The sequence below is a fragment of the Promicromonospora sukumoe 327MFSha3.1 genome, from assembly GCF_000385135.1.
In the GTDB taxonomy this organism is placed as follows: Bacteria; Actinomycetota; Actinomycetes; order Actinomycetales; family Cellulomonadaceae; genus Promicromonospora; species Promicromonospora sukumoe_B.
The window spans coordinates 284237-307428 of sequence record NZ_ARQM01000010.1 but is presented as its reverse complement, the minus strand read 5'-3'; the positions used below and the strand labels follow the sequence as shown (position 1 = coordinate 307428).

At 73.4% G+C, this 23192-nt stretch carries 23 protein-coding genes; 12 read left to right on the top strand and 11 right to left on the bottom strand.

Going from position 1 to position 23192, the window contains the following annotated elements; all coding sequences use genetic code 11:
* Positions 1-4: 4 nt before the first annotated feature.
* Together H291_RS34775 and H291_RS0105040 are read right to left on the bottom strand one after the other, a co-directional pair.
* The gene (locus H291_RS34775; RefSeq protein WP_020013891.1) at positions 5-739 is read right to left on the bottom strand and encodes a metal-dependent transcriptional regulator; all 735 of its coding nucleotides are present in this window, start codon (positions 737-739) and stop codon (positions 5-7) included.
* A gap of 9 nt (positions 740-748) precedes the next feature.
* Positions 749-2416, bottom strand: a complete 1668-nt coding sequence (locus tag H291_RS0105040; protein WP_026365412.1) for a metallophosphoesterase family protein — start codon at positions 2414-2416, stop codon at positions 749-751.
* 48 nt (positions 2417-2464) lie between these two features.
* Between H291_RS0105040 and H291_RS0105035 the strand changes: the two genes are divergently transcribed.
* Positions 2465-2962 (top strand): hypothetical protein, encoded by a 498-nt coding sequence (locus H291_RS0105035; RefSeq protein ID WP_026365411.1) that lies wholly within the window; start codon positions 2465-2467, stop codon positions 2960-2962.
* Between the two features lie 24 nt (positions 2963-2986).
* On the opposite strand, the gene ku is transcribed toward H291_RS0105035, so the two are convergent.
* Complete coding sequence (gene ku / locus H291_RS0105030; RefSeq protein ID WP_026365410.1) at positions 2987-3793, bottom strand: non-homologous end joining protein Ku; 807 nt, start codon at positions 3791-3793, stop codon at positions 2987-2989.
* A 56-nt stretch (positions 3794-3849) separates the two neighbouring features.
* Positions 3850-4167: a glutaredoxin family protein gene (locus H291_RS0105025; protein ID WP_020013887.1), complete on the bottom strand. Its 318-nt coding sequence runs from the start codon at positions 4165-4167 to the stop codon at positions 3850-3852.
* Positions 4168-4266: 99 nt separating this feature from the next.
* On the opposite strand from H291_RS0105025, the gene H291_RS0105020 reads away from it, so the two are divergent.
* Both H291_RS0105020 and H291_RS0105015 read left to right on the top strand, forming a co-directional pair.
* Positions 4267-6798: an ATP-dependent DNA ligase gene (locus tag H291_RS0105020; protein ID WP_020013886.1), complete on the top strand. Its 2532-nt coding sequence runs from the start codon at positions 4267-4269 to the stop codon at positions 6796-6798.
* Positions 6799-7005: 207 nt separating this feature from the next.
* A complete protein-coding gene (locus tag H291_RS0105015; protein ID WP_020013885.1) occupies positions 7006-7929 on the top strand; it encodes an NADP-dependent oxidoreductase in 924 nt (307 codons plus the stop codon).
* Positions 7930-8078: 149 nt separating this feature from the next.
* Here H291_RS0105015 and H291_RS0105010 read toward each other — a convergent pair whose 3' ends face one another.
* The 5 genes from H291_RS0105010 to H291_RS0104990 form a co-directional block, all read right to left on the bottom strand.
* Positions 8079-8606 (bottom strand): GNAT family N-acetyltransferase, encoded by a 528-nt coding sequence (locus H291_RS0105010; protein ID WP_020013884.1) that lies wholly within the window; start codon positions 8604-8606, stop codon positions 8079-8081.
* Entirely contained in the window at positions 8603-9151 is a 549-nt protein-coding gene (locus H291_RS28740) for a VOC family protein (RefSeq protein ID WP_198012405.1), read from the bottom strand. Before H291_RS28740 ends, H291_RS0105010 begins: the two co-directional genes overlap by 4 nt.
* Before the next feature lie 114 nt (positions 9152-9265).
* Positions 9266-10270, bottom strand: coding sequence for a hypothetical protein (locus H291_RS28735; protein WP_157236716.1), 1005 nt, complete (start codon positions 10268-10270; stop codon positions 9266-9268).
* Positions 10271-10629: 359 nt separating this feature from the next.
* Positions 10630-11541 (bottom strand): siderophore-interacting protein, encoded by a 912-nt coding sequence (locus H291_RS0104995; protein ID WP_026365408.1) that lies wholly within the window; start codon positions 11539-11541, stop codon positions 10630-10632.
* Positions 11542-11560: 19 nt separating this feature from the next.
* The gene (locus tag H291_RS0104990) at positions 11561-12955 is read right to left on the bottom strand and encodes a DHA2 family efflux MFS transporter permease subunit (protein WP_020013880.1); all 1395 of its coding nucleotides are present in this window, start codon (positions 12953-12955) and stop codon (positions 11561-11563) included.
* A gap of 107 nt (positions 12956-13062) precedes the next feature.
* Between H291_RS0104990 and H291_RS0104985 the strand changes: the two genes are divergently transcribed.
* The 7 genes from H291_RS0104985 (at position 13063) to H291_RS0104955 (ending at position 18056) form a co-directional block, all read left to right on the top strand.
* Positions 13063-13602 carry a GNAT family N-acetyltransferase gene (locus H291_RS0104985; RefSeq protein ID WP_020013879.1) on the top strand — a complete coding sequence of 180 codons (540 nt, stop codon included), beginning with the start codon at positions 13063-13065 and terminating at the stop codon, positions 13600-13602.
* Positions 13603-13678: 76 nt separating this feature from the next.
* On the top strand, positions 13679-14314 hold the full coding sequence (locus H291_RS28730) for a GNAT family N-acetyltransferase (RefSeq protein WP_020013878.1): 636 nt from the start codon (positions 13679-13681) through the stop codon (positions 14312-14314).
* 150 nt (positions 14315-14464) lie between these two features.
* Positions 14465-15670 (top strand): GNAT family N-acetyltransferase, encoded by a 1206-nt coding sequence (locus H291_RS0104975; protein ID WP_020013877.1) that lies wholly within the window; start codon positions 14465-14467, stop codon positions 15668-15670.
* A gap of 34 nt (positions 15671-15704) precedes the next feature.
* Complete coding sequence (locus H291_RS0104970; protein ID WP_020013876.1) at positions 15705-15923, top strand: SCO4848 family membrane protein; 219 nt, start codon at positions 15705-15707, stop codon at positions 15921-15923.
* A 72-nt stretch (positions 15924-15995) separates the two neighbouring features.
* Positions 15996-16619: a TetR/AcrR family transcriptional regulator gene (locus tag H291_RS28725; protein ID WP_084468051.1), complete on the top strand. Its 624-nt coding sequence runs from the start codon at positions 15996-15998 to the stop codon at positions 16617-16619.
* Positions 16616-17269 (top strand): pyridoxine/pyridoxamine 5'-phosphate oxidase, encoded by a 654-nt coding sequence (locus tag H291_RS0104960; RefSeq protein ID WP_020013874.1) that lies wholly within the window; start codon positions 16616-16618, stop codon positions 17267-17269. Before H291_RS28725 ends, H291_RS0104960 begins: the two co-directional genes overlap by 4 nt.
* A gap of 82 nt (positions 17270-17351) precedes the next feature.
* On the top strand, positions 17352-18056 hold the full coding sequence (locus H291_RS0104955) for a maleylpyruvate isomerase family mycothiol-dependent enzyme (RefSeq protein WP_020013873.1): 705 nt from the start codon (positions 17352-17354) through the stop codon (positions 18054-18056).
* Between the two features lie 57 nt (positions 18057-18113).
* Here the strand turns inward: H291_RS0104955 and H291_RS0104950 are convergent, their stop codons facing one another.
* Positions 18114-19073 carry an SDR family oxidoreductase gene (locus H291_RS0104950; RefSeq protein ID WP_020013872.1) on the bottom strand — a complete coding sequence of 320 codons (960 nt, stop codon included), beginning with the start codon at positions 19071-19073 and terminating at the stop codon, positions 18114-18116.
* A 227-nt stretch (positions 19074-19300) separates the two neighbouring features.
* Between H291_RS0104950 and H291_RS0104945 the strand changes: the two genes are divergently transcribed.
* Together H291_RS0104945 and mqo are read left to right on the top strand one after the other, a co-directional pair.
* Complete coding sequence (locus H291_RS0104945; protein WP_020013871.1) at positions 19301-20140, top strand: helix-turn-helix transcriptional regulator; 840 nt, start codon at positions 19301-19303, stop codon at positions 20138-20140.
* 121 nt (positions 20141-20261) lie between these two features.
* Positions 20262-21752, top strand: coding sequence for a malate dehydrogenase (quinone) (gene mqo, locus H291_RS0104940; RefSeq protein WP_051109381.1), 1491 nt, complete (start codon positions 20262-20264; stop codon positions 21750-21752).
* Positions 21753-21858: 106 nt separating this feature from the next.
* Here the strand turns inward: mqo and H291_RS0104935 are convergent, their stop codons facing one another.
* Positions 21859-23127, bottom strand: coding sequence for an MFS transporter (locus tag H291_RS0104935; RefSeq protein WP_020013869.1), 1269 nt, complete (start codon positions 23125-23127; stop codon positions 21859-21861).
* Positions 23128-23192: the final 65 nt, after the last annotated feature.

Genomic DNA, 23192 nt, shown 5'->3' with positions numbered 1-23192 from the left:
AAGACTACTCCTGGGCCACCCACACGCGGGAGGCCGCCAGCAGCCCGAGATCGGCCACGCGCTCGTCGCCGTCCGCTCCGTCGTCCGCCGCGCCGTCAGCTCCCGGGACGGGCGGACAGGTCCAGGCGACGGCGACCGTTCCGGCGAACTCGCGCCGCGTGGTGACCTCCACCCGGATGTCCAGGTCCAGGCCCAGCTCGGCGAGGTAGCGCAGGGCCTCCGGGTCGGCGTCGGAGATGCGCACCACGGTGCCCGCGTCGCCCGCGTGCATGGACGACAGCGGCACGGCGTCAGGCCGCACCACGGTGCCGTCCGCCGCCGGGATCGGGTCGCCGTGCGGGTCGCGCGACGGGTTGCCCAGCCGCTCCGCCATGCGCTCCACGAACACGTCCGAGACCGCGTGCTCCAGCACCTCGGCCTCGTCGTGCACCTCGTCCCAGCCGTACCCGAGCTGTTCCACGAGGAACGTCTCCAGCAGCCGGTGCCGGCGCACCATCACCAGCGCGAGCCGGCGGCCGTCGTCGGTCAGCCGGATCGCGCCGTACCGCTCGTGCTCCAGGAGGCCCTGCCCGCTCAGCCGGCGCACCGTCTCGGACACCGTGGACGCGCCCACCCCGAGGCGGTCGGCCAGGTGCTTGGTGGTCACCTTCTCGTCCGACCACTCCTGCGCCGACCACACGGCCTTCAGGTAGTCCTGGGCGACGGGCGTCAGCTCGGCCGGGTCGGTAGTGATCTCCACGCCCCGAGCCTAGTTGCCCGACGGCGAGGACGACGGCGTGCTTCCGGCACCCGGGACGTCACCGGGTGCCTCGTCCGGCACCTCGGCGGGCAGCGGGACGGTCGGCGGGATCGCCTGCCGCTCGCTCACGGCAGCCTCCCCTTCGGGAGTGACCTCCACGAGCTGCCAGTCCACGAACCTGCGCCGCTCCGGGTCGAACCGCAGCACCGTCATCTGCGAGGTGTCGCGCAGCGGCCCCACCGACGTGTTGCCCTTCGAGGCCCCGCCCGTGCTCGCGTTGACGTACCGCACCCCGTAGCCGACGACCTCCGGCCCGATCCGCTTGTGCATGTGCCCCGAGAGCTGGAACGGCACGCAGCCCGACTCCAGGGCCGCGTCACCCACCGCGGGCTGGTGGATCATCAGCAGGTCCACCCGGTCCTCGCCCGTGTACCCGCCGAGCCCCGGCTCGCCGGCCGCCTCGCACGCAGTGTCCCGCAGCCGCTCCCCGGCCTGCGCGGGCGTCTCCTCGCGCGCGATCACCGTGCCGCCGCCGATCCGCGTCTCCAGCGGGTCCCGGTCACCCAGGATCCGCACGCCCTCCACCTCGACCACCTCGCCGTCGAGCACGACCTGCCGGTTGGCCAGCTCCGTGGCCGTCGTCAGGCGCGAGTCGTGGTTGCCGTCGGCGACGACGAACGGGACGCCGTCGGGCACCGCGGAAGCGAACGAGTCCACGCACACCGACTCCACGCTGGTGCCGTTGATCGTGGTGTCCCCCGCGTTCAGCATGACGTCGGGCGCCAGGCTCTCCGCGAGGTCCCGGATCAGCGGCGTCATCCCCGTGTTGCAGTGCAGGTCCGAGACCACGAGGAACGTCACGTAGTCGGGCGCGTCCGGGTCCGCCGACGCCGTGGCGCCGTCCTCGGCCCGCGCCGCGTCCTGCTCCGCGACCCGCGCGTCCCACGCCGCCATCAGCTTCTCCCGGGCGCCCGCGTAGAACACCTCGTTCGCCTGGTACGTGTCCACGAGCTGACCGCTGTACGTGTCGATCACGCCCGCCAGACGGCCCGTGATCCGCGCGCCCTCCAGCGCCGTCCCCGCGAACACCGGCGACGCGGGCAGCGCCGCACGCTCCTCGGGTCCGGCGCTCGCCGTCGCGGTCGCGGCCACCAGCACGACGACGACGGCGGAGGCGGTGATCTCCCAGGTACGGGCCGCCATGGCCCGGCCGAGCTCACGCCGTCGGGCGGCACCGAGCAGGAGCCGGATGCCGTAGGCGCCGCCGACCAGCACGACCGCCGCGAGGGCCGCGCCGCGCAGGGCGTCCCAGACCAGTGCCGTCGCGACGGTGCGCACCGTCTGCTGCGGGGTGTCGAAGAACTGGAGGTACCCATCGAGGTCGCCCGCGAGCGCGTCGAAGCTGGCGGCGTCGACGGCGGCGAGGTCCGCGGGGATCTCGTGCACCGTGATGCGCACGCCGAGCGTCAGGGGCAGCGGCGAGTCCGTCACGACCGTGCCGAGCGGGCCGAGGTCGGCGACGAGCTCGTCGTCCGCGGTGATCGCGTAGGTCGCCTCGTGCGGGCCGAGGCTGAGGTCTGCCTTGGCGGTGGTGATCCCGAACATGAGGCACAGCAGGGCGGCTGCCGCTCCCGCGAGGGTCCAGCGCAGCCAGCGGGGCGGTTTCGAACGACTCATCGTCTCTACCTTTTCATGCACGCGCACCGGTCACCCGTCGCTGGCACGATGAGCGCCATGTTCGTGCTCAAGTCGCTCTGGCAGCCGGCCGAGGCCCCGGCGCGGGTCTGGTCGGTGCTCGCCGACCCGCGGTTCACCTGGCCCGACTGGTGGCCGGGCCTCACCGCCGACGAGACGGGGAGCGCCGTCGGCTCCGACGGGCTGGCGGCGCCCGGGACGTGGGCCCGGCTGCGGGTCCGCAGCCCGCTGGGGTACGCGCTGGCGTTCCGGCTGGACCTCGTGGAGACGACGGCGCCGTCCGACGGCGTGCCCGGGCGTGCGCGGCTGGACGTCTCCGGGGACCTGACGGGGCTCGCCGACGTGGCGGTCTCGGACGCCTCGGCGCCCGGCCGGCCGCGCACGGACGTGCGCCTGGTCTGGCAGGTGGCGCCGGTGCCGGCCTGGTTCCGCGGGGCGGCGCGCGTGGCCCCCGGCCCGCTGGCCTGGGCGCACTCGCGGGTGATGCGCGCGGGGGAACGCGGCCTGGCGGACCACCTGTCCGCGTGAGCCGGGGCGGTCCGGCCGGGCGGCTCAGCCGGTCTTGCGGGACTTCTTCGCGTCCGCGACGGAACGCTTGAGGGCCTCCATGAGGTCCACGACCTCGGCGCCCCCGCCCTCCTCCTCGGCCTGCTCACCGAAGGTGGCGGCCGTGTCGACGCTCTCGCCGGCCTCCAGCTTCGCGTCCACGAGCTTGCGCAGCTGCACCTGGTACTCGTCCTCGTAGTCCTCGGGCGTGAAGTCCGCCTCGAAGCTGCTCACGAGCTGCGCCGACATCGTCATCTCCTTGGCGCTGACCTTCGCGGGCTCGTCCAGGGACGGGAACGTGGCCTCGCGGATCTCGTCGGCCCACAGGAGGGTCTGCAGCACCAGCACCTCGTCCCGCACACGCAGCGCCGCGAGCCGGGTGCGCTGCCGGAGCGCGAACTTCACGACCGCGGTGCGGTCGGTCTCCTCCAGCGTGCGGCGCAGCAGCACGTACGCCTTCGTGGACTTGGAGTCGGGCTCCAGGTAGTAGGTCCGGTCGAACATGATCGGGTCGATCTGGTCGCTCGGCACGAACTCGACCACCGAGATCTCCCGGTCCCGCTCGGCGGGCAGGTCGGCGAGGTCCTGCTTGGTGAGCACCACGGTGCGCTCGCCGTCGTCGTACGCCTTGTCGATGTGCTCGTACGGCACCACCTCGCCGTCGATCTCGCACACGCGCTTGTACCGGATGCGTCCGCCGTCGGCGTCATGCACCTGGTGCAACGGCACGTCGTGGTCCTCGGTCGCGCTGTAGACCTTGACCGGGACGTTGACGAGACCGAAGGTCACGGCACCCTTCCAGATGGCCCTCATCCTTCTATGGTGCGCCCCAAGCGCACTACATGCCCAGGTTTAAGCCCTGACCGACGTCAGAGGCCCGCGCGGTCCAGCTTCTCGCAGAGCTCCGCGTTGGTGGGCTCCACCAGGTGCTCGCCGTCCGGGAAGACCAGCACGGGGATCTGCTTGCGCCCGGTCAACGCCTCGGCCTCGTCGGCCCGCGCCGGCTCCGCGACGAGGTCCACGTAGACGTAGTCCACGCGGCGCACGTCCAGCACGGCCTTGCTGCGGCGGCAGTCCCGGCACCACTCGGCGCCGTAGACGGTGAGGCGCTCGGGCCGGGTCGACGGCGCGTCGCCGGCCGCCGTCAGGGGCGAGGCGAACGCGTCGGTCGAGATGTCAGAAATCACGCGCCGGAGCCTAGCGGAGTTCTTCACCCCGTCACGACCCCGTCCGAGTGATCTCGGCGACTCCGAGCGCGCGCGCCCGGGCGGCGGCACGATGGTGGGATGGCGACGACGCAGACGGTCACGGTCGACGGGCACCGCCTGCGCCTGAGCAACCTCGACAAGGTGCTCTACCCGGCGTCCGGCACCACCAAGGGCGAGGTGCTGCACTACCTGGCCGAGGTGGCGCCGGTGCTGCTGCCGCACGCCGCCAACCGCCCCGCCACCCGCAAACGGTGGCCGGACGGCACCGGCGGGCAGATGTTCTTCCAGAAGAACCTCGACGCCTCCACCCCCGACTGGGTCAAGCGGAGGTCGATCCAGCACAAGAAGTCCGCCAACGACTACGTGCTGGTCAACGACCTCGCGACCCTGACCTGGCTGGGCCAGACCGCCACCCTGGAGCTGCACACGCCGCAGTGGCAGTTCGGCCGCACCGGGGCCCGGCTCGACCCTGACCGCCTCGTGCTCGACCTCGACCCCGGGCCGGGCGCCGGCCTCGCCGAGTGCGCACAGGTCGCCCGCTGGGCCCGCGACATCCTGCGCGGCATGGACCTGGAGCCCTACCCCGTCACCTCCGGGTCCAAGGGCATCCACCTGTACGCCGCCCTGGGCAAGGCCGCCGACACCCGTCTCGACTCCGACGCCGTCTCCGCCGTCGCGCACGAGCTCGCCCGCTACCTGGAGGCCGAGCACCCCGACCTGGTGGTCAGCGACATGAGCAAGGCCCTGCGGTCCGGCAAGGTGCTCGTCGACTGGTCGCAGAACAACGGCAGCAAGACCACCATCGCGCCCTACTCCCTGCGCGGCCTCGACCGGCCCTGGGTCGCCGCGCCCCGCACCTGGGCGGAGCTGGAGGACCCGGAGCTCGCCCAGCTCACGCCCGACGACGTGCTGGCCCGCATCGCCGCCGACGGCGACCTCCTCGCGCCCCTGCTGGAGGGACACCTCGCCGCCCTCGAGCCCACGACGGAGCGGCTGGCCACCTTCCAGAAGCTGGAGACCTACCGCGCGAAGCGGGACCCGGCGAAGACACCGGAGCCGTTCGGGCCGGACGGCGACGCGCGGGTCTCGCAGGTCTCGCAGGTCGAGCCTGTCGAGACTGCCGCCCCGCAGGTCGAGCCCGACCCCACCTTCGTCATCCAGGAGCACCACGCCCGCCGCCTGCACTGGGACTTCCGCCTGGAGCACGAGGGCGTGCTCGTCAGCTGGGCACTCCCCCGCGGCGAACCCACCGACCCCACCAAGAACCACCTGGCCGTGCAGACCGAGGACCACCCGCTGGAGTACGGGTCGTTCGAGGGCAGCATCCCCGGCGGCGAGTACGGGGCCGGCGACGTCACCATCTGGGACTCCGGCACCTACGACCTCGAGAAATGGCGCGACGACGAGGTCATCGTCACCCTGCACTCCGCCGAGCGCGGCGCCCGCCGCCTCGCCCTCATCCGCACCGGCGGACGCGACGGCGACGCCGAGAACAACTGGCTCATCCACCTCACCAAGGCCCAGCCCGGCACCCCAGCGCCGTCCGCCGCCGAACCCGCGGCGCCGTCCGCGGCCCGCGAGACCGGCACCCGACGCGAGACTCCGCCGGGCGGCCGATGGCGCGCGATGCTCGCCACCGCCGCCACCCCCGGCGACCTCACCCGGCCCGACGACTGGGCCTTCGAGATGAAGTGGGACGGGTTCCGCACCCTCGCCCACGTCCAGGACCCCGGCACCCTCCGCCTGATCAGCCGCTCCGGCCAGGACCTCACCGTCACCTTCCCCGAGCTCGCGGCGCTCGCGGGCCAGGTCGACGCCGCCCGCCTGCCCGTGGTGCTCGACGGCGAGATCGTCGCCCTCGACCGCGCCGGCCGGCCCGACTTCCGCCGCCTGCAGCACCGCGCCAACCTGCGCAAGGAGCACGACGTCGCGCGTGCCCGCGCGCAGGTCCAGGTGGACCTCATGCTGTTCGACGTCCTGGTGGCCGACGGCGAGGACGTGACCGGCCGCACCTACACCGAGCGGCGCGAGCTGCTGGAGTCCCTGGTCACGCCGAGCCCGCCCGTGCACCTGCCGCCCGCCTTCGACGGGGACCTCGACGCCGCCGTCCGCACCTCGCGCACCCTGCGCCTGGAGGGCGTGGTCGCCAAGCGGCGAAGCTCCACCTATGCCGGACGCCGCTCGCGGGAGTGGCTCAAGATCAAGCACCAGGCCATGCAGGAGGTGGTCGTGGTGGGCTGGCGCCCGGGCCGCGCCGACGCGTCGGTGATGGGCTCGCTGCTCATGGCGGTGCCCGACGGCGAGGACGGCGGCCTGCGCTACGTCGGCCGGGTCGGCACAGGCTTCAGCGAGCGCGAGCGCCGCGAGATCACCGCGCGGCTGCGGGGCATGGAGCGCAAGACGCCGGGGGTCTCCGGGGTGCCGCCGGAGGACGCGTCCGACGCTCGCTGGGTCACGCCGAGCCTGGTGGGCGAGGTGACGTACGCCGACTGGGTCGAGGGCTCGGACGGCGCCTCGGGCGAGCGGCGCATGCGGCACTCGGTGTGGCGGGGCTGGCGCCCGGAGAAGGCGGCGTCGGACGTGGTCGCGGAGGTGCCGCCGCCGGGATGAGCAATGCCCCGACGCCGCGGATGTGCGCTTCTACCCAGTCATTAGGCCCGAAATCACGCCGGTTCCGGGCCGAATGGCTGGGTAGAAGCGCACCTTGGGTTGCGCGCGGCGCTTGGCACACTATTACTGGGACGGCAGGACGCGGTGTGCCGCGGGCCACCCGGCGGGCGCGGAATACCCGCGTCCGCAACGCTGGTTGTCGCCTGCATGCGAGCGATCACGTATGCAGAGTTCGGCAGCGCGGACGTCCTGGAGCTCACCGAGCAGCCGGACCCCCACATCGGCCCCGACACCGTCGTCGTCCGGGTGAAGGCGGCGTCGGTCAACCCGGTCGACTGGAAGATCCGCCAGGGGTACCTGCAGGGTCTCATCGACACGGAGCTCCCGGCGATCCCGGGCTGGGACGTCGCGGGCGTCGTCGAGCAGGTCGGCCTCGACACCCCCGAGTACCAGGTGGGCGACGAGGTATACGGCTACGTGCGCAAGGACACCGTGCGCGGCGGCACGTTCGCCGAGCTGGTGGCCGCGCCCGTGCGCACGCTGGCCCGCATGCCGGCGTCGCTGAGCTTCGAGGAGGCCGCGGCGGTGCCGCTCGCGGGCCTCACCGCGTACCAGGCGATCCAGCGGGCCGGCGTCAAGGAAGGCCAGACCGTGCTGGTGCACGCCGCGGCCGGCGGCGTCGGCGCGTTCGCCGTGCAGATCGCCAGGGCGCTGGGCGCCCGCGTCGTCGGCACCGCGAGCGAGCGGAACCACGAGTTCCTGCGCGGGCTGGGCGCCGAGCCCGTCACCTACGGCGACGGCCTGGCCGACCGCGTGCGCGCCCTCGCGCCCGACGGCGTGGACGTCGTCCTGGACTTCGTGGGCGACGGGGCCGTCGCGGCCAGCGTCGAGAACCTGGCCGACGGCGGCACGGTCGCCTCGATCGCCGACCCGACCGCCCGCAGCGAGCACGGCGGGCACTACGTGTGGGTGCGCCCCTCGACCGCCGACCTGGACGCGCTCACCGCCCTGTTCGACGCCGGCAAGCTGTCCGTCGAGGTCGCGCAGGTCTTCGACCTGGCCGACGCCGCCGACGCGCACCGCGCCAACGAGTCGGGCCACACGCGCGGCAAGGTCGTCGTCCGCGTCTGAGCCCGAAGGCCGGGCGGGCTGCGGGCTACGGCGCGCCGATCCGGGTGGTCGGCAGAATGTCAGGTGGTCGGCAACCCGGGTTGCCGACCACCTGACATTCTGCCGACCACCCAGATCAGGCCAGACCCAGCCGCCTACCGCCGCAATACTCAGCCGTAGACCGGCGGGTAGCTGATCTTGCCGCGCAGAGTGGGGTCGGCCGGGTCATAGGTCGGCAGCAGGTAGACCTGGGCCGCCTCGGGCGGGGCCCAGTCCGGCAGCTCCATCTCGATGCCGTAGTCGCCGGCCGTGCGGAAACCGAGTGCGCCGTAGTACTTGGGGCTGCCCTCCAGCACGACGTACGGCTCGCCTGCTTCCTCGGCGCCGGCCAGCGCAGCCCGTACGAGGGCCGCTCCGATCCCGCGCCGCTGGTGCTCCGGCAGCACGCCGAGCGGGGTGAGCATCGCAACCGGGCGTTCTCCGGCCTCGCCCGTGACGGTGCATCCGGTGATCATCACGTGGCCGACCACCTCGCCGTCGGACACCGCCACCAGCGACGTCGCGGGGCGGTAGATCCAGGACTCGCGGATGCGGTCGACGCCGTCGGCGACCTCGTCATCGCCGAACGCCGCGACCAGTACCTGCCGGATCGCGGCGAAGTCCGCCGACCGCTCAGGCCGGATCACGAGCTCGGTCATGCGTCGGCCTGGTCCGCGGCGCCCGCGACGCTGACGGCACCTGCGTCGTCGGCCGAGCCTGCTGCGACTGCGCCGTCGACCGGACCGGCGGCGTTCGAACCGTCGGCCGAGCCCGAGCCGTCTGCCGCAACGTCCTCGGCTCCCGCGGGCTCGGTCGCGAGCTCCGCCCGCGAGCGCAGCACGCAGAACTCGTTGCCCTCCGGGTCGGCGAACGTCACCCAGCCCGAACCCGGCCCGTAGATGCCGCGGTGGTCGTTCACGACGGTGGCGCCGAGCCCCTTGACCCGCTCGATCTCGACGTCGCGCAGGTCCGCGCGCGGACGCAGGTCGAGGTGCACCCGGTTCTTGACCGTCTTGACCTCCGGCACCTCGATGAACAGGACGTCGACGCCCTTGCCGTCCGGGTCGACGATCATGCACTCCTCGTGGCCGGGCAGGTTGGGGTCGCCGGGCACGTCCTGGTAGCCGAGCACCGGTTTCCACCACTCGGACAGCGTGTACGCGTCGGAGCAGTCCACGGTCACGTGCGAGACGAAAGAAGTCATGCCCGGGACCCTGACACAGCGGCCCGCGCCCGCCAACGCATTAAGGCACCGGGCGGTCGGCAGAATGTCAGGTGGTCGGCACCTCGGAATGCCGACCACCTGACATTCTGCCGATCACTTTGCGCGTGCCTCGCGGGCGGGGCGAGCAGCGCGGGCGGGTGCCGCCGGCGGGACGACCGGGTGGTGAGGCGGCGGCGGGAGGAGGTGCAGGGGCGTCAACGCTTTGCGGGTGGCAGGCGGGAGGCGGCGGAGGACGCGCTCTTCCGCCTCAGCGGGTGTGTCCGACGACGTCACGCGGACGACGCCCCAGTCCTCCTCGCGGAGGTGGTCCTCGCGGCGCTTCTCGTCGAACAGAGCGCGGTCGGCGTCGTGACCGGGGCCGAGAGCGCCCCGGGTGTACTTGACGCGCCCGTCGAACTCGGCCAGCAGCCGGAACTCGGCCCAGCCCAGATCGGCACGGTAGTCGCCGTGCGGCGTGCGCACCTGGAGCTGTGCGGTCGGCCGGGGCAGGCCGGCCCGCAGCACGATGTACCGCAACCAGGTCTCCCACGCGGACTCCGCGCCCGGGTCCGCCAGCTCGAGCACCAGCCGTGCCCGACGCCGCCCGCGTGGGTCACGCCGGGCGTCCAGCACGGCGAGGGCAGCGACCCGGTCCATCCCGCCTGCGAGCGCGTCGTCCGCGACGACGAGCGCGAGCAGCGGGTGCAGCGCGACGCAGCAGTCGACGACCGTACGCTCCAGGCTGGTCGTCGCCACGCCGTCGATCACGACCTTCTCGTCCTCGGTGAGGCCCAGCCGGTGGCGCGCGATGTCGCCCGCCGAGGCCGACGACGCCCGGTACTTCTGCACGACATGGACGCGGTCGGGCGGCTGCCACAGCCGCAGCCCGTGCAGCAGCGCGGCCGACTCGTGGCTCACCCACGCATCGCGAACCTGGGCGGCGACCGCCAGCGTGCGTGCCAGGGCCCGGTCGTCGGCATCACGGAACCGGTCGCCGGTCGACGGCTGCGGGGAGCGATAGGCACCTCGGCGGATCTTCTCCGCCCGTTTCGCCCTGAGCGCGCGCCGCAACGCCTCTCGGTCATGGTGGCGAGCAAGGACGATCCCCGTCTGGTTCATGCCTCGACGGTGCCGTACATCCGCATGCCGCGGCGGGCGCTTTCCCCTGCCTGTGCACGAACCCCGAAAACCGGCACCTGTGGTCGCGCTCCTTGCGGCTCGGTCCCTCAGCGAGGGTCTCACTGCGCCACGAAACGATCTGCTCTGCGCCCTGCGCTGGCCTCAGCGATCAGCAAGTGGTCGCCGGGACTCCGGACGGCGGCGGAGGGCGTCAGGGAGGCGGTCGGCAGAACGTCAGATGGTCGGCAGAACGTCAGATGGTCGGCAGCTCGGAATACCGACCATCTGACATTCTGCCGACCACGCTGAAGCGCCCCGCCAGCACCCGGCCCCAGCACCCGGCCCGCCCAACGGAGCTGTCAGCTCGGGGCGGCCTTGCCGTGGCGCCAGTAGCCCACGAAGTCGACGTGCGCCTTGGGCACCCCGCGCTCGCCCACCAGGTGCCGGCGCGCGCCCGTGGCCAGCGCCGACTCACCGATCGTGAAGGCGTAGACGTCGCCGCCGTGGCCCGAGAGGTCCAGGGCGCACAGGTCCGCGAGCGCCGCCCGGCCGGGAACAGCATGCGCGGCGGCATCGTGCGTGCCGCCCTGCCCGGCGTCGTCCCCGGCAACCTCGGACCGCACCACCCAGCGCACCTCGACGCCCGCCGGGGCGCGGAACTCCTGCTTGTCCGCGGCCGTGGGCACCTCGACGACGGCGACGCCGCGGGCGTCGTCGGGCAGGGACTCGCAGATGCCCGCGACGGCGGGCAGGCCGGACTCGTCGGCGACCAGGAGCGTCCAGTCGTGGTCGTGCCGCGGGTTGTAGGCGACGCCCTGGTCGAGCAGGCCGACGCGCAGGCCCTGCTCGGCGGCCTGGGCAAACCCGGCCCCCGGCCCGGCGGCATGCCCGGCACCATGCCCGGCGTCGTGCCCACCCGCTTCCTCGCCGTCGTCCTCCCCCGCGTGCAGCACGAAGTCGACGTCGAGCTCGTTCAGGTCGGGCCGCGCGGCTCGCACCGTGTAGTTGCGCACCCAGGGCCGGCGGGCCCTGGGCGTGGTGAGGTACTCGGCGTACCAGAGCCCGGAGGTGCGCGTCGGCAGGCGGAGCATGTCCTGCCCGGCGCGCGGCAGGAAGAGGCGGAACCACTGGTCGTAGCCGGCGGGCGTGAACCGGTCGAGCTCGTCGCCGCCCAGGGTCACGCGCATCATGTTCGGCGAGACCTGCTTGGTGCCGATGACCTCGGCCATCACGACGTGCGGATCGACGGCCCTGCGGCCCTTGTATGCCATGTACTGAGGTTAGGCATACCTAACTGGTTTTGACCAGGTTTGCGTCGGGATCTACTCCACGCACGTTGCGGATGCCCACCAGGGACAGCAGCCCGCCGAGCACGAGCAGGCCCGCGGTGACCAGGAACGCCCGGTGCAGCGAGGCGACGTCGAGCACGCCGCCGGTGATGATGCCCGCGAACGCCACGGTCACCAGGCCCGCCACCCGCGCGACGGCGTTGTTCACGGCGGAGCCGATGCCGGCGTCGTGCGTGGGGACGGCGCCGAGGATGGCTGCCGTGAGCGGCGCGACCGTGATCGAGAGGCCCAGCCCGAACACGAGCTGACCCGGCAGCACCTGCGTGAGGTAGGCGGCGGTCTCGTCGATCGAGAGCATCAGGAGGAAGCCGGTGCCGGCGATGATCGGCCCCACCGTCATGAACAGCCGCGGCCCGTACCGGCCGGCGAGCGTGCCGAACCACGCGGACAGCGCGATCATCGCGATGGTCGTGGGCAGCTGCGCCACCCCGGACCACGTGGCGGAGTACCCGGCGACCTGCTGCAGGAACAGCGTGAGCACGAAGCCGCCCAGGGACAGCGCGCCGTAGATCGCCGTCGTCGCCAGGTTGCCCCAGGCGAAGTTGCGCGCGCCGAACAGGCGCAGCGGCAGCATCGGGTCGGCCGCGCGCCGCTGGTAGAGCACGAACGCCACCAGCAGCACGGCTCCCCCGATGATCGAGGTGAGGATCAGCGGCGACGTCCACCCCAGCCGCGCACCCTCGATCAGCCCGAACACGACGCCCGCGAGGCCGAGCGCGGCCATGACCGCGCCGGGGACGTCGATGCGCCGGCCGGGCTCGCCCTCCGCGGCGGGCACCCCGCGCAGCAGCCAGAGGGTCACGACGATGACGGGCACGTTGATCCAGAACACCCAGCGCCAGGACACGAAGTCGACCAGCATGCCGCCCACGAACGGGCCGACGATCATCGCGCCGGTGGTCAGCGACGTCCACCGGCCGATCGCACGCGACTGCGCCTCGCCGCTGAAGGTCGCGATGATCAGCGCCAGGGAGCTCGGCACCAGCAGGGCGCCGCCCACCCCCTGCAGGGCGCGCGCGAGGACGAGGAACGGCCCGGTCGGCGCGAGCGCGCACAGCACGGAGGCGGCCCCGAACCCGACGAGCCCGATCGCCAGCACACGCTTCCGGCCGTAGACGTCGGAGACCGAGCCGGCCACCAGCATCAGCGCGCCGAGGGTGATGAGGTACGCGTCCACGACCCACTGCTGCAGGGGCAGCGCCTCCATGCCGGGACTCGCGAGCTCCTCCGCGATCGAGGGCAGGGCGACGCTCACCACCGTGCCGTCGAGGAACGACACGAAGGAACCGAGGACGGCGACGACGAGGACTCGTCTCTGGAGCGTGGTCACGGGCATCACGCTATGCCTGGCCACCCACATCCGCCCCGGGCGTCGCGAGGATTTCGCCCGCCCTCTCGTACGCCGCTCCCTACGCCGCCCCGCGCATCGGGCACGATCTGCACATGGACCTGACCATCCGCCCGGCGACCGCCGACGACGCGGCCGCCTGCGCCGCGATCTACGCCTACTACGTGCGCGACACGCACATCAGCTTCGAGGCCGAGCCGCCGGACGCCGCCGAGATGGCGCGCCGCATCGCGAGCTGCTCGGAGCGCCACGCGTGGCTCGTCGCGGCCGAGGCCGGCACGGGCGACGTCGTCGGCTACGCCTACGCCGCGCCCTACTCGCCGCGCGAGGCCTACCGGTGGGCGGCCGAGACGAGCGTCTACCTGGAGCACGGCCGACGCCGGACCGGCGCGGGCCGCGCCCTGTACGAGGCGCTCTTCGAGCGGCTCGCCGAGCGGGGCTACCGGCGCCTGGTGGCCGGCCTCGCCCTGCCGAACGAGCCGAGTCTCGGCCTGCACACCGCGCTCGGGTTCGAGGTGGTCGGCACGTTCCACCAGATCGGCTGGAAGCACGGCCGCTGGCACGACGTCGCGCGCCTGCAGAAGGACCTCGCGCCCGCGCTGGGCGCGACCCCGCCGTCGGGCGAGCCGGGCTGATCTACCTGGTCAGACGGTCGCCGTCAATTCCGCGCTGCGATCATCACGCCCGTCCGGAACACGAAAGGATTCGGGCATGGACAGCATCGTCCGCGTCGCGACTCCCGACGACGCCGCAGCCTGCGCCGCCATCTACGCCCCCTTCGTGGCCGACTCGGCGGCGACGTTCGAGACCCGTCCGCCGGACGCCCGCGAGATGACGCGGCGCATCGAGCGGTTCTTCGGCCGCGAGACGTGGCTCGTGCTCGAGTCGCACGGCGAGGTGGTCGGGTTCGCCTACGCCAAGCCGTTCGCGGACCGCCCGACGTTCCGCTGGACGCTCGAGACCAACGTGTACGTCGCGAGCGACCACCAGCGCGTGGGCGGCGGGCGCGCGCTGTACGAGGCGCTCCTGACGCGGCTCGCGCGCCGCGGCTACCACCGCGTCGTGGCCAGCATCGTGCTGCCGAACGACCCCGCGATCGCGCTCCACGAGGCTGTCGGGTTCCACCGCGCGGGCTCGTTCGAGAAGATCGGCTGGAAGCTGGGCGCGTGGCGCGACGCCGTGCTGTTCCAGCGGGACCTGGTGGCCGACGACGGCCTCGCCCCGGGCAACCGCACCGCCGACGCCGAGCTGCAGGGCCTGCTCACGCCGGAGCCCCTGGAGGTCACGCGCACCCCGCTGCTGCGGCCGCACCCGGCGGAGGACCAGGTCGCGTACTTCGGCGACTGAGCCGGGGACGCAGCGCAGGGTGGGGGCCGAGGCACGAGGCACCCGCCCGGAGCGGAGCCGCAGGCTCAGTCGCCCAACAAGCAGAGTCTGAGCTTCGCATCCCGTTTTTGCGCTCGCCCCGTCCCGCGCCGGTTGCCTAGGGTCGCCTGCATGACCCTCACCGTGCGCCGGATCGAGTACACCGACCAGCCCGACTACACCCGGCTGGGCGGCGAGGCGTTCGGCGTACCCGCGGCGGGCCCCACGGTGCCGACGAGCGAGGAGTGGGCCGCGTCGGGCTTCCGCGAGTGGGGCGCGTTCGACGACGACGGGCTGGCGGCCCGCCTGCGGGTCTACGGGTTCACGTCGTGGTTCCACGGCGCGCGCGTGCCGACGGCGGGCTTCGCGGGCGTGGCGGTGGAGCCCGAGCGGCGCGGCTCCGGCCACCTCGCGCGTCTGTTCGGCGCGGCGCTCGACGAGGCCCGGGAGCAGGGCGACGTCCTCTCGGCGCTGTTCCCGTCGGCCCCGGGCATCTACCGGCGCCTGGGTTACGAGGTGATCGGCTCGTTCGACGACGTCGACGTGCCGCTGCAGAACCTGAACCGCGTGGCCGCGCCCGCCGGGGTGACGACGCGCCGGGCGACGACGGCCGACTTCGACGCCGTCGTCGCCGTCCACCACCGGTGGGCGAGCGCCCAGAACGGGCCGGTGTCGCGGGCGGAGAAGCCGTTCTGGACGCCGCCGGAGAAGTTCTTCGCCGACTACACGGGCGTGACGCTGGCCGTCGACGCGGCGGGCGAGGCGGTCGGCTTCGCGAGCTGGAACCGCGGCGAGGGGTACACGCCGACCACGACGGTCATGGAGATCGACGACCTGATCGCCCTGACCCCGGACGCGGCGCGGGCCCTGTGGCGCACGCTCGGCACCTTCTCGACGGTGGTCGGGACGGCGCGCGTGGCGACGTCGGGCCTGGACCCCGCCTGGCTGGTGCTGCCCGACCTGACCACCAGCGTGCACGCCGCGCACCCGTACATGCTGCGGGTCCTGGACGTCGCGGGTGCGCTCGGCGGCCTGCCGTCGGTGCTGGAGGGCGCGCGCGTGCCGTTCGCGGTCCGCGGTGCGGCGGACCTGGCTGGCGCGTGGACGCTCACGGTGTCCGACGGCGTCACGCGCCTGGAGCGCGATGCGGTCGCCGTCGAGGACGCGCACCACGAGCGGCCGGTGCTCGACCCCAACGGGCTGGCGCTGCTGTACGCGGGCGCGCAGTCGGCGGCGAACCTGCGGTTCGGGGGCCACCTGACCGGCCCGGCCGACCACGACGCCGTCCTGACGGCCCTCTTCGCGGGCCGCCAGCTCCACGTCCGCGACTACTTCTGACGGAACCCGCCCGGACCGGGCGGATAATCGGCACGTGGAGATCCCTGTCGCCTGGTCCGTCGTGCTCATCGTCACCGCCCTGTGGAACCTGCTCATCTGGCCGCGGTTCTGGCAGCGCATCGTCGCCGACCCCCGGTCGCGGGACGCCGACGGCCGCCCCACGAAGTTCCTCACCGTGCACTCCGTGCTCATCGGCGTCTCGCTCGTCCTCGGGCTGGCGGTCGGCGTCCTGGGCGTGCTCACCCTGGTCTGACGCACCTCGTCCCGGCACGTCGCCGGCAGTTTTCGGTTGTCACCATACCTGGAGGTAGGTATGGTGCGGGGCATGAGCACCACCACCTCAGCGCGCGACCGCCTCGTGGACGCCGCCCAGGACCTCTTCGCCGCCCAGGGCGTCGGGCCGACGAGCCCGCGCGCCGTGCTGGCGGCGTCGGGCGTGGGGCAGGGCAGCCTCTACCACCACTTCCCCACCAAGCACGACCTGGCCGTGGCCGCCGTCGGCGCCACCGTGGACGAAGCGCTCACCCGCGCGCTGCGCACGCTCGGCGGCGACTCCCCCGCCGTCGAACGACTGGTCGCCTACCTCGAACGGCCGCGCGACGCGCTGGCCGGCTGCAAGATCGGCCGCCTCACCTCCGACCAGGCGGTGATGGACGACGACGGCCTGCACGACGTGGTGACCGCCTACTTCGTGCGGCTGCTCGGCACGCTCACCCAGGTTCTGCGCGAGACCGGGCTGCCCGACGACGCCGCCCGCGACCGCGCGCACGCCGCCCTCGCGATCGTCCAGGGCGGCTACGTCCTGGCGCGCGCCACGCGGGACCCGGACGCGCTCGCCGCCGCGGTGCGCGGGTTCGTCGGCCTGCTGACCCAGACCGTGCCGGCCCCGACCGTGCCGGCCCCGACGGTGCCGACCCCGAACCTGCCGACCCAGGAGGAGAACCAGTGACCTTCCGCGAGCGCCTGCGCGCGCTGCCCGCCTTCGGCCGCCCCGGCCTGCCGGTCTTCGACACCGCGGCCGCTCCCGCCGTCCCGCACGACCTGTTCGTGGCGTGGCTGGAGCAGGCGATCGACGCCGGGATCCTGGCCCCGCAGGCCGCGACGCTGTCGACGGCCGACGCCGCGGGGCGGGTGCACGCCCGCACGCTGGTGCTCAAGGACGTGACGGCGGACGGGTGGTGGTTCGCCTCGCAGTCCTCGGGGCCCAAGGGCCGCGACCTGGCGGCCAACCCGCACGCGGCGCTGACGTTCTTCTGGCCCGAGCTGGGCCGGCAGGTGAAGGTGACGGGCACGGCGGCGTCGGCAGGGCCGGAGGCGAGCCGGGCCGACTTCCTGGCGCGGTCGGACCTGTCGCGTGCGTCGGGCCTGGTGAACCGGCAGAGCGAGCCGCTCGGCTCCCCGGAGGAGTACGCGGACGCGTTCGCCGAGGCGCTGCGCACCGTCACCGCCGACCCGGAGCTCGCCGCCCCGGACTGGACTGCCTACGTGCTGGCCCCGACGTCGGTCGAGTTCTGGCAGGCGCCGGACGACGGCCCGCACACCCGCCTGCTCTACACGGCGGAGGCCGACGGCTGGTCCAAGGGCCTGCTCTGGCCCTGACCCCCCTCTCGTGTCAGACGTACAGATCCCTCCGGTGACCTGTACGTCTGACACGTGCCCGCCCCGACGAAGGGAAAACCCTGTGACCACCCCCAGCACGAGCACGCCCAGCACCACCGCACCCGCCACCGACCTGATCGCCCACGCCCGCACCGACTCTGCGGCGGGGCTCGACGCCCTGCTCCTCGCCGTCGGGCGGCTGACCGCCGACGACCTCGCCGGCCCCTCGACCCTGGAGGGCTGGACGCGCGGGCACGTCCTGTCGCACGTCGCGGGCCTGGGTGGGGCGATGGTCCGGCAGGCGCAGGCCGCCGAGCGCGGCGAGGTGGTGCCGGTCTACGCGAGTCCGGAGGCCCGCACCGCCCTGATCGAGGCGGGCGCCGGGCGCACCGTCGCCGAGCACGTCGCGGCGCTGACCGCCGTGCGCGACGACCTGGCCGGTGCCTGGCCGCAGGCGGGCTCACCCCTGTGGGACGCCCCGAGCGGGTACCGCGGCGGCCCGCTGTCGGGCTGCGTGCTCGCCTGGTGGCGCGAGGTGCGGATCCACTCGGTGGACGCCCTGCACGGCACGGCCCGGGAGGTCGGCTACGACACGTGGGACGACGCCCTGTGCGCGCACCTGCGCGACTTCCTGGCGGTCCGCCTGCCCGACGGCGTGACGGTGGACGACGTCGCCGGCGACCCCCGCGACGTCACCGTCTGGCTGGCCGGCCGGGTGCCGGCGACGCCGCTGCCGGGCGACCTGCCCGAGCTGGGCCCGTGGCCGTCGGCGGTGCCGTCCCGCTGACGTGTCAGACGCTCTGATCACCCGAGGGATCTGTGCGTCTGACACGTCGGAGAACGCTCACGGGCGCTCCCCCACGGCGGCGGCGAAGCTGACGCCGGTCAGGCGCTCGGAGAGCTCCCACACTCGCGCGGCGTCCTGCGGGCTGCGCAGCGGCGCGTACATCCGCTGCTCGGCGGGCGCGCCGCCGAGGTTGCCGGGGCCGCTCGGGCCGTAGAGCGCACCGGGCCGGGCGGTGGGGTCGGTCGCGGCCATCAGCGCCGGCAGCCCCGCCGTCCGCACGGTGCCGAGCAGGATGCCGTGCTCGGAGAGCCAGCGGATCCCCCGGATCTGGGGTGTGTCCTCGCTGCGTCCGAGCTCCGGGCGTGCGGCGAGCAGGCTGGTCGGCGCCACGCCGGGATGGGAGAGGTTGCTCGTGATGCCCCAGCCCGCCGCCGCGCTGCGCCGCTGCAGCTCCAGGCCGAACAGCCCGAAGGCGATCTTGGACTGGCTGTAGGCGCGCATGCCGTCGTACTCGCGCTCCCAGCTCACGTCGTCCCAGTTGATCGAGCCGCGTCGGGCCGCGACGCTGACCTGCGAGGTCACGCGGGCGCGGCCGGCGCGCAGGAGCGGCAGCACCGCGCCGACCAGGGCGAAGTGGCCCAGGTGGTTGGTGCCCGTCTGCAGCTCGAACCCGTCGGCGGTGGTCTGCCGGCTCGGCGGCCGCATCACGCCCGCGTTGTTGATCATGAGGTGGATCGGCTGCCCTGCGGCGCGCAGGGTGTCCCCCAGCGCGGCGACCGAGGCCAGCGAGGACAGGTCGAGGCTGCCGAGCACCAGGCGCGCGTCCGGGACCGTGCGCCGGATCGTGGCCATCGCCGCCTCGCCCTTGCGCTGGTTGCGCACGGGCATGAGCACCTCGGCGCCCGCGGCGGCCAGGCGGGTGGCCATGACCAGGCCCATGCCGTCGCTCGCGCCGGTGATCAGTGCGCGCCTCCCGGCGAGGCTCGGCACGGTGATGTCGATCGGTGTGCGTGACATGGTCCCGCTCCTTCGTGTCGGTGACTTCGTCTCGGTGACTTCGTGGTGGCGACGTCAAACCCGATCCTCGGCGGCCCGCCGGGACCTATCCAGGGCCTGCCGATCACAGGCTCGCCGGGTCACGGGTCGGCTCCGTAGAGGGGGATCGGCGGGCCGTGGCTCCGCCGTCGGACACGGGGTAGAAAGACACGGGGCAGAAAGAGCGGGACTCAACACGAGGGGGCATCGTGATCGATCGCACGGGGCTGGCGGAGTTCCTCCGCCGACGCCGCGAGCTGCTGCAGCCCGAGGACGTCGGGATGCCGCGCGGACAACGCCGCCGGACGAGCGGGCTGCGCCGCGAGGAGGTCGCGGTGCTGTGCAACATGTCGACCGACTACTACTCGCGCCTCGAGCGGGAGCGCGGGCCGCACCCGTCGGAGCAGATGATCGCCTCGATCGCACAGGGGCTGCACCTGTCGCTCGACGAGCGCGACCACCTGTTCCGCCTGGCCGGGCACCAGCCGCCGGTGCGCGGCACCACCAGCGAGCACATCAGCCCCGGGCTGCTGCGCATCCTGGACCGCCTCGACGACACGCCCGCGGAGATCGTCACCGAGCTGGGCGAGACCCTGCGCCAGACGCCGATGGGCGTCGCGCTGACCGGGGAGACCACCTGCTTCACCGGGCCGGAGCGCAGCATCGGCTTCCGCTGGTTCACCGACCCCGCCACGCGCGAGCTCTACGCGCTGGAGGAGCACGAGTTCCTGACCCGCATGTTCGCGTCGGGCCTGCGGCAGGTCGCGACCGTCCGCGGGCCGGGCTCGCGCGCGGCGCACTACGCGGAGCTGCTCCTGGCCCGCAGCGAGGAGTTCCGCCGGGTGTGGGAGGACCACGAGATCGGCGTCCGCCCCAACGAGGTCAAGCACTTCGTGCACCCCGAGGTCGGCGCGCTGGAGCTGACGTGCCAGTCCCTGCTCGACCCGGACCAGTCGCACCGGCTGCTCGTCTACACGGCCCTGCCCGGCAGCGAGAGCCACGAGAAGCTGCGGCTGCTGTCCGTGCTCGCCCCGCAGGCGGTCCGCTGAGCCGGCCCGCGCGCCGACGCCGCCACCCGCGCCCATACCGTGAGCGAGGTCACGGGACACATCACGTGATTCATGCCACAGCGCTCGTTCCTCTTTTCACAAGCGCGCTATCTTTCTGAGCGTGACTTCTTACCTCCAGACAGCCCCTCGTCCCTCCGAAGAGGTCGACGTCGCGCTGATCGGCGGAGGGATCATGAGCGCCACCCTCGGCGCGCTGCTCACGATCCTCGAGCCGACCTGGCGTGTCGGGATCTACGAGCGCCTCGACGAGGTGGCCCTCGAGTCGTCGAACCCGTGGAACAACGCGGGCACCGGCCACGCCGCCCTCTGCGAGCTGAACTACACCCCGGAGCGCAAGGACGGCTCCGTCGACATCTCCAAGGCGGTGAAGATCAACGAGCAGTTCCACACCTCCCGCGAGTTCTGGAACCACCTGCTCACCGCCGGTCTGATGGAGGGCACCGACTTCATCAACCCCACGCCGCACATGACGTTCGTGCGCGGGGCCGACAACGTGGACTTCCTGCGCCGCCGCTTCGACGCGCTGAGCGCCCACCCGCTGTTCCGCGACATGGAGTTCAGCTCCGACCCCGCCGTCATCGGCACGTGGGCCCCGCTGATGACGCTGGACCGTGACGCCGACGAGCCCATCGCCGCCACGCGCGCCGCGGCGGGCACCGACGTCGACTTCGGCGCGCTCACCAAGAAGCTGATCGGCTTCGCCACCTCGGGCAACACCGAGCTGCACGTGAACCACGAGGTGCGCGGCCTCAAGAAGCTGCGGGACGGCCGCTGGCGCCTCACCCTGAACGACCGCTCCTGGAACGCCGGCACCCGGCGCCGCACCGTGACCGCGAAGTTCGTCTTCGTCGGCGCGGGCGGTGGCGCGCTGCCGCTGCTGCAGGCCTCGGGCATCAAGGAGGCCCGCGGGTACGGCGGCTTCCCGATCTCGGGCGAGTTCCTGCGCACCGCGAACCCGGAGATCGTGGCCCAGCACAACGCCAAGGTCTACGGCAAGGCCGACGTCGGCGCACCGCCGATGTCCGTGCCGCACCTGGACACGCGCATCGTGGACGGCAAGAGCTACCTGATGTTCGGCCCGTACGCCGGGTTCAGCCCCAAGTACCTCAAGAAGGGCAAGTACCTGGGCCTGATCACGTCGCTGCGCCTGCACAACGTGTTCTCGATGCTCGGCGCCGGCGTGAAGAACCTCGACCTCACCGGCTACCTCGTCGGCCAGGTCGCGGCCGCCCCGGAGACCAAGTTCCACGAGCTGCAGCGCTTCATGCCGACGGCGCAGCCGGCCGACTGGGAGAAGATCACCGCGGGCCAGCGCGTCCAGGTCATCAAGTGGGTCAAGGGCAAGGGCGGCGTGCTGGAGTTCGGCACCGAGGTCGTGGCCTCCGCCGACGGCACCATCGCCGGCCTGCTGGGCGCCTCCCCGGGCGCGTCGACCGCCGTCGCCGCGATGACCGGCCTGCTGGAGCGCTGCTTCCCCGCCGACTACGCGAAGTGGAAGCCGCAGCTCAACTCGATGATGCCGAGCCTCGGCGGCGTCGACTACGACGCGGCCCAGCTCGCCCCGGCGGAGAAGGTCGCCGCCGGCGCCTGACCGCCGGCTCCCGTCGCGCGGAAGCAGTCGAACGTAGGGGTGGTCGCACTCTCAGCCCTGAGAGTGCGACCACCCCTACGTTCGTCTGCCTGACCGGCGCAGCCGGTCAGCCGCCCAGCGGGCCCTCGGGCAGCTCGCGGAGGCGCGCCAGCGGCGAGACCAGCACGCTCCACGTGGCGAGGCAGTGCACCGCCGCCATGAGCAGGATCGTCTCGCGCACCCCGAGCACCCCGCCCAACCAGCCCGCGACGACGCCGGCCACCGGCATGGTGCCGAAGTTGACCACCTGCATCACCGTCATCACACGCCCGCGCAGCCCGGCGGGCACGTAGCGCAGGCGCCACGCGTTGCGGACCACGTTGCCCGAGACCACGCACAGGCCGACCAGGAACCCGCCGGCCCCGCTGATCGCCGCGCCCCAGCCCGGCAGGCCCGCGCCCACGAGCAGCGCCGTCGGCCCGGAGACCACGAGCAGCACGGTCGAGGCCCGCCCGCTGCCGAGCCGCGCGCTCAGGAACGGGGCCGCGACCGCGCCGACGACGCCGCCCGCGCCCGCCAGCGCGAGCACCGCGCCGACGCCGGCCTCCGTGAGCCCGAGGTCGCGCACCAGGAACAGCACCAGGAGCGCCCCGTAGCCGGTGAGCCCGAAGTTCGACGCGCCGCCCATGCCCACGAACCACGGGAGGTAGCGGTCCCGGCGGACCAGGTCGACGCCCTCCCGGATGCGTGCGGCGAGCGGTTCGGCCGGGCCCGCGGGCCGGGCTGCCGGGTTCGGGACCCGGATGCGCCACAGGCACACCGCCGACCACAGGAATGTGGCGGCGTCGAGCGCGAGCCCGAGCGCCGCCGTCAGCCACTGCGCCAGCAGGCCGCCCAGGCCGGGGCCGGCGACGTTCGCCGCGGACTCGGTGCCGAACAGGCGCGCGTTCGCCGCCTCGAGCTGGCCCGACGGCACCACCTCGGGCAGGAACACCTGGTAGGCCGTACGGAAGAAGACGGTGCTCACCCCGCCCACCAGGGCGACCACCGTGAGCTGCACCAGGGTGAGGGCCCCGAGCACGAACGCCACGGGCACGCTCGCGAGCGAGACGCCGGCGGCCAGGTTGGCGACGATCATCACCGGCCGGGCCGGGAGCCGGTCGACCCACGCGCCCACGGGCAGCCCGATGAGCAGCCAGGGCAGCCACGCGGCCGCGGTGATCAGGCCCATCCAGGCCGGACCCGCGTCGAGCTGCGTCACCGCGAGCAGCGGCAGCAGGGCCGACGTCGTCGCGTTGCCGACCACGCTCACGCCCTCCCCCAGCCAGAGGAGGCCGAAGGCCCGGTTGCGCGTCAGGGGAACGGCGGGCTCGGCGGGCGTGGTCGACGTCGTCATGCGAGCAGGCTATATGTACAACCACTCTTGTACAACAGTCATTGTGGAACCGTGGCGGGGCGGGG

Excerpts from the sequence above, each read along its gene's own strand:
- H291_RS0105040 (WP_026365412.1), bottom strand. The coding sequence starts at position 2,416 with ATGAGTCGTTCGAAACCGCCCCGCTGGCTGCGCTGGACCCTCGCGGGA.
- H291_RS0105035 (WP_026365411.1), top strand. The coding sequence starts at position 2,465 with ATGAGCGCCATGTTCGTGCTCAAGTCGCTCTGGCAGCCGGCCGAGGCC.
- ku (WP_026365410.1), bottom strand. The coding sequence starts at position 3,793 with ATGAGGGCCATCTGGAAGGGTGCCGTGACCTTCGGTCTCGTCAACGTC.
- H291_RS0105020 (WP_020013886.1), top strand. The coding sequence starts at position 4,267 with ATGGCGACGACGCAGACGGTCACGGTCGACGGGCACCGCCTGCGCCTG.
- H291_RS0105015 (WP_020013885.1), top strand. The coding sequence starts at position 7,006 with ATGCGAGCGATCACGTATGCAGAGTTCGGCAGCGCGGACGTCCTGGAG.
- H291_RS0105010 (WP_020013884.1), bottom strand. The coding sequence starts at position 8,606 with ATGACCGAGCTCGTGATCCGGCCTGAGCGGTCGGCGGACTTCGCCGCG.
- H291_RS28740 (WP_198012405.1), bottom strand. The coding sequence starts at position 9,151 with ATGACTTCTTTCGTCTCGCACGTGACCGTGGACTGCTCCGACGCGTAC.
- H291_RS28735 (WP_157236716.1), bottom strand. The coding sequence starts at position 10,270 with ATGAACCAGACGGGGATCGTCCTTGCTCGCCACCATGACCGAGAGGCG.
- H291_RS0104995 (WP_026365408.1), bottom strand. The coding sequence starts at position 11,541 with ATGGCATACAAGGGCCGCAGGGCCGTCGATCCGCACGTCGTGATGGCC.
- H291_RS0104990 (WP_020013880.1), bottom strand. The coding sequence starts at position 12,955 with ATGCCCGTGACCACGCTCCAGAGACGAGTCCTCGTCGTCGCCGTCCTC.
- H291_RS0104985 (WP_020013879.1), top strand. The coding sequence starts at position 13,063 with ATGGACCTGACCATCCGCCCGGCGACCGCCGACGACGCGGCCGCCTGC.
- H291_RS28730 (WP_020013878.1), top strand. The coding sequence starts at position 13,679 with ATGGACAGCATCGTCCGCGTCGCGACTCCCGACGACGCCGCAGCCTGC.
- H291_RS0104975 (WP_020013877.1), top strand. The coding sequence starts at position 14,465 with ATGACCCTCACCGTGCGCCGGATCGAGTACACCGACCAGCCCGACTAC.
- H291_RS28725 (WP_084468051.1), top strand. The coding sequence starts at position 15,996 with ATGAGCACCACCACCTCAGCGCGCGACCGCCTCGTGGACGCCGCCCAG.
- H291_RS0104950 (WP_020013872.1), bottom strand. The coding sequence starts at position 19,073 with ATGTCACGCACACCGATCGACATCACCGTGCCGAGCCTCGCCGGGAGG.
- H291_RS0104935 (WP_020013869.1), bottom strand. The coding sequence starts at position 23,127 with ATGACGACGTCGACCACGCCCGCCGAGCCCGCCGTTCCCCTGACGCGC.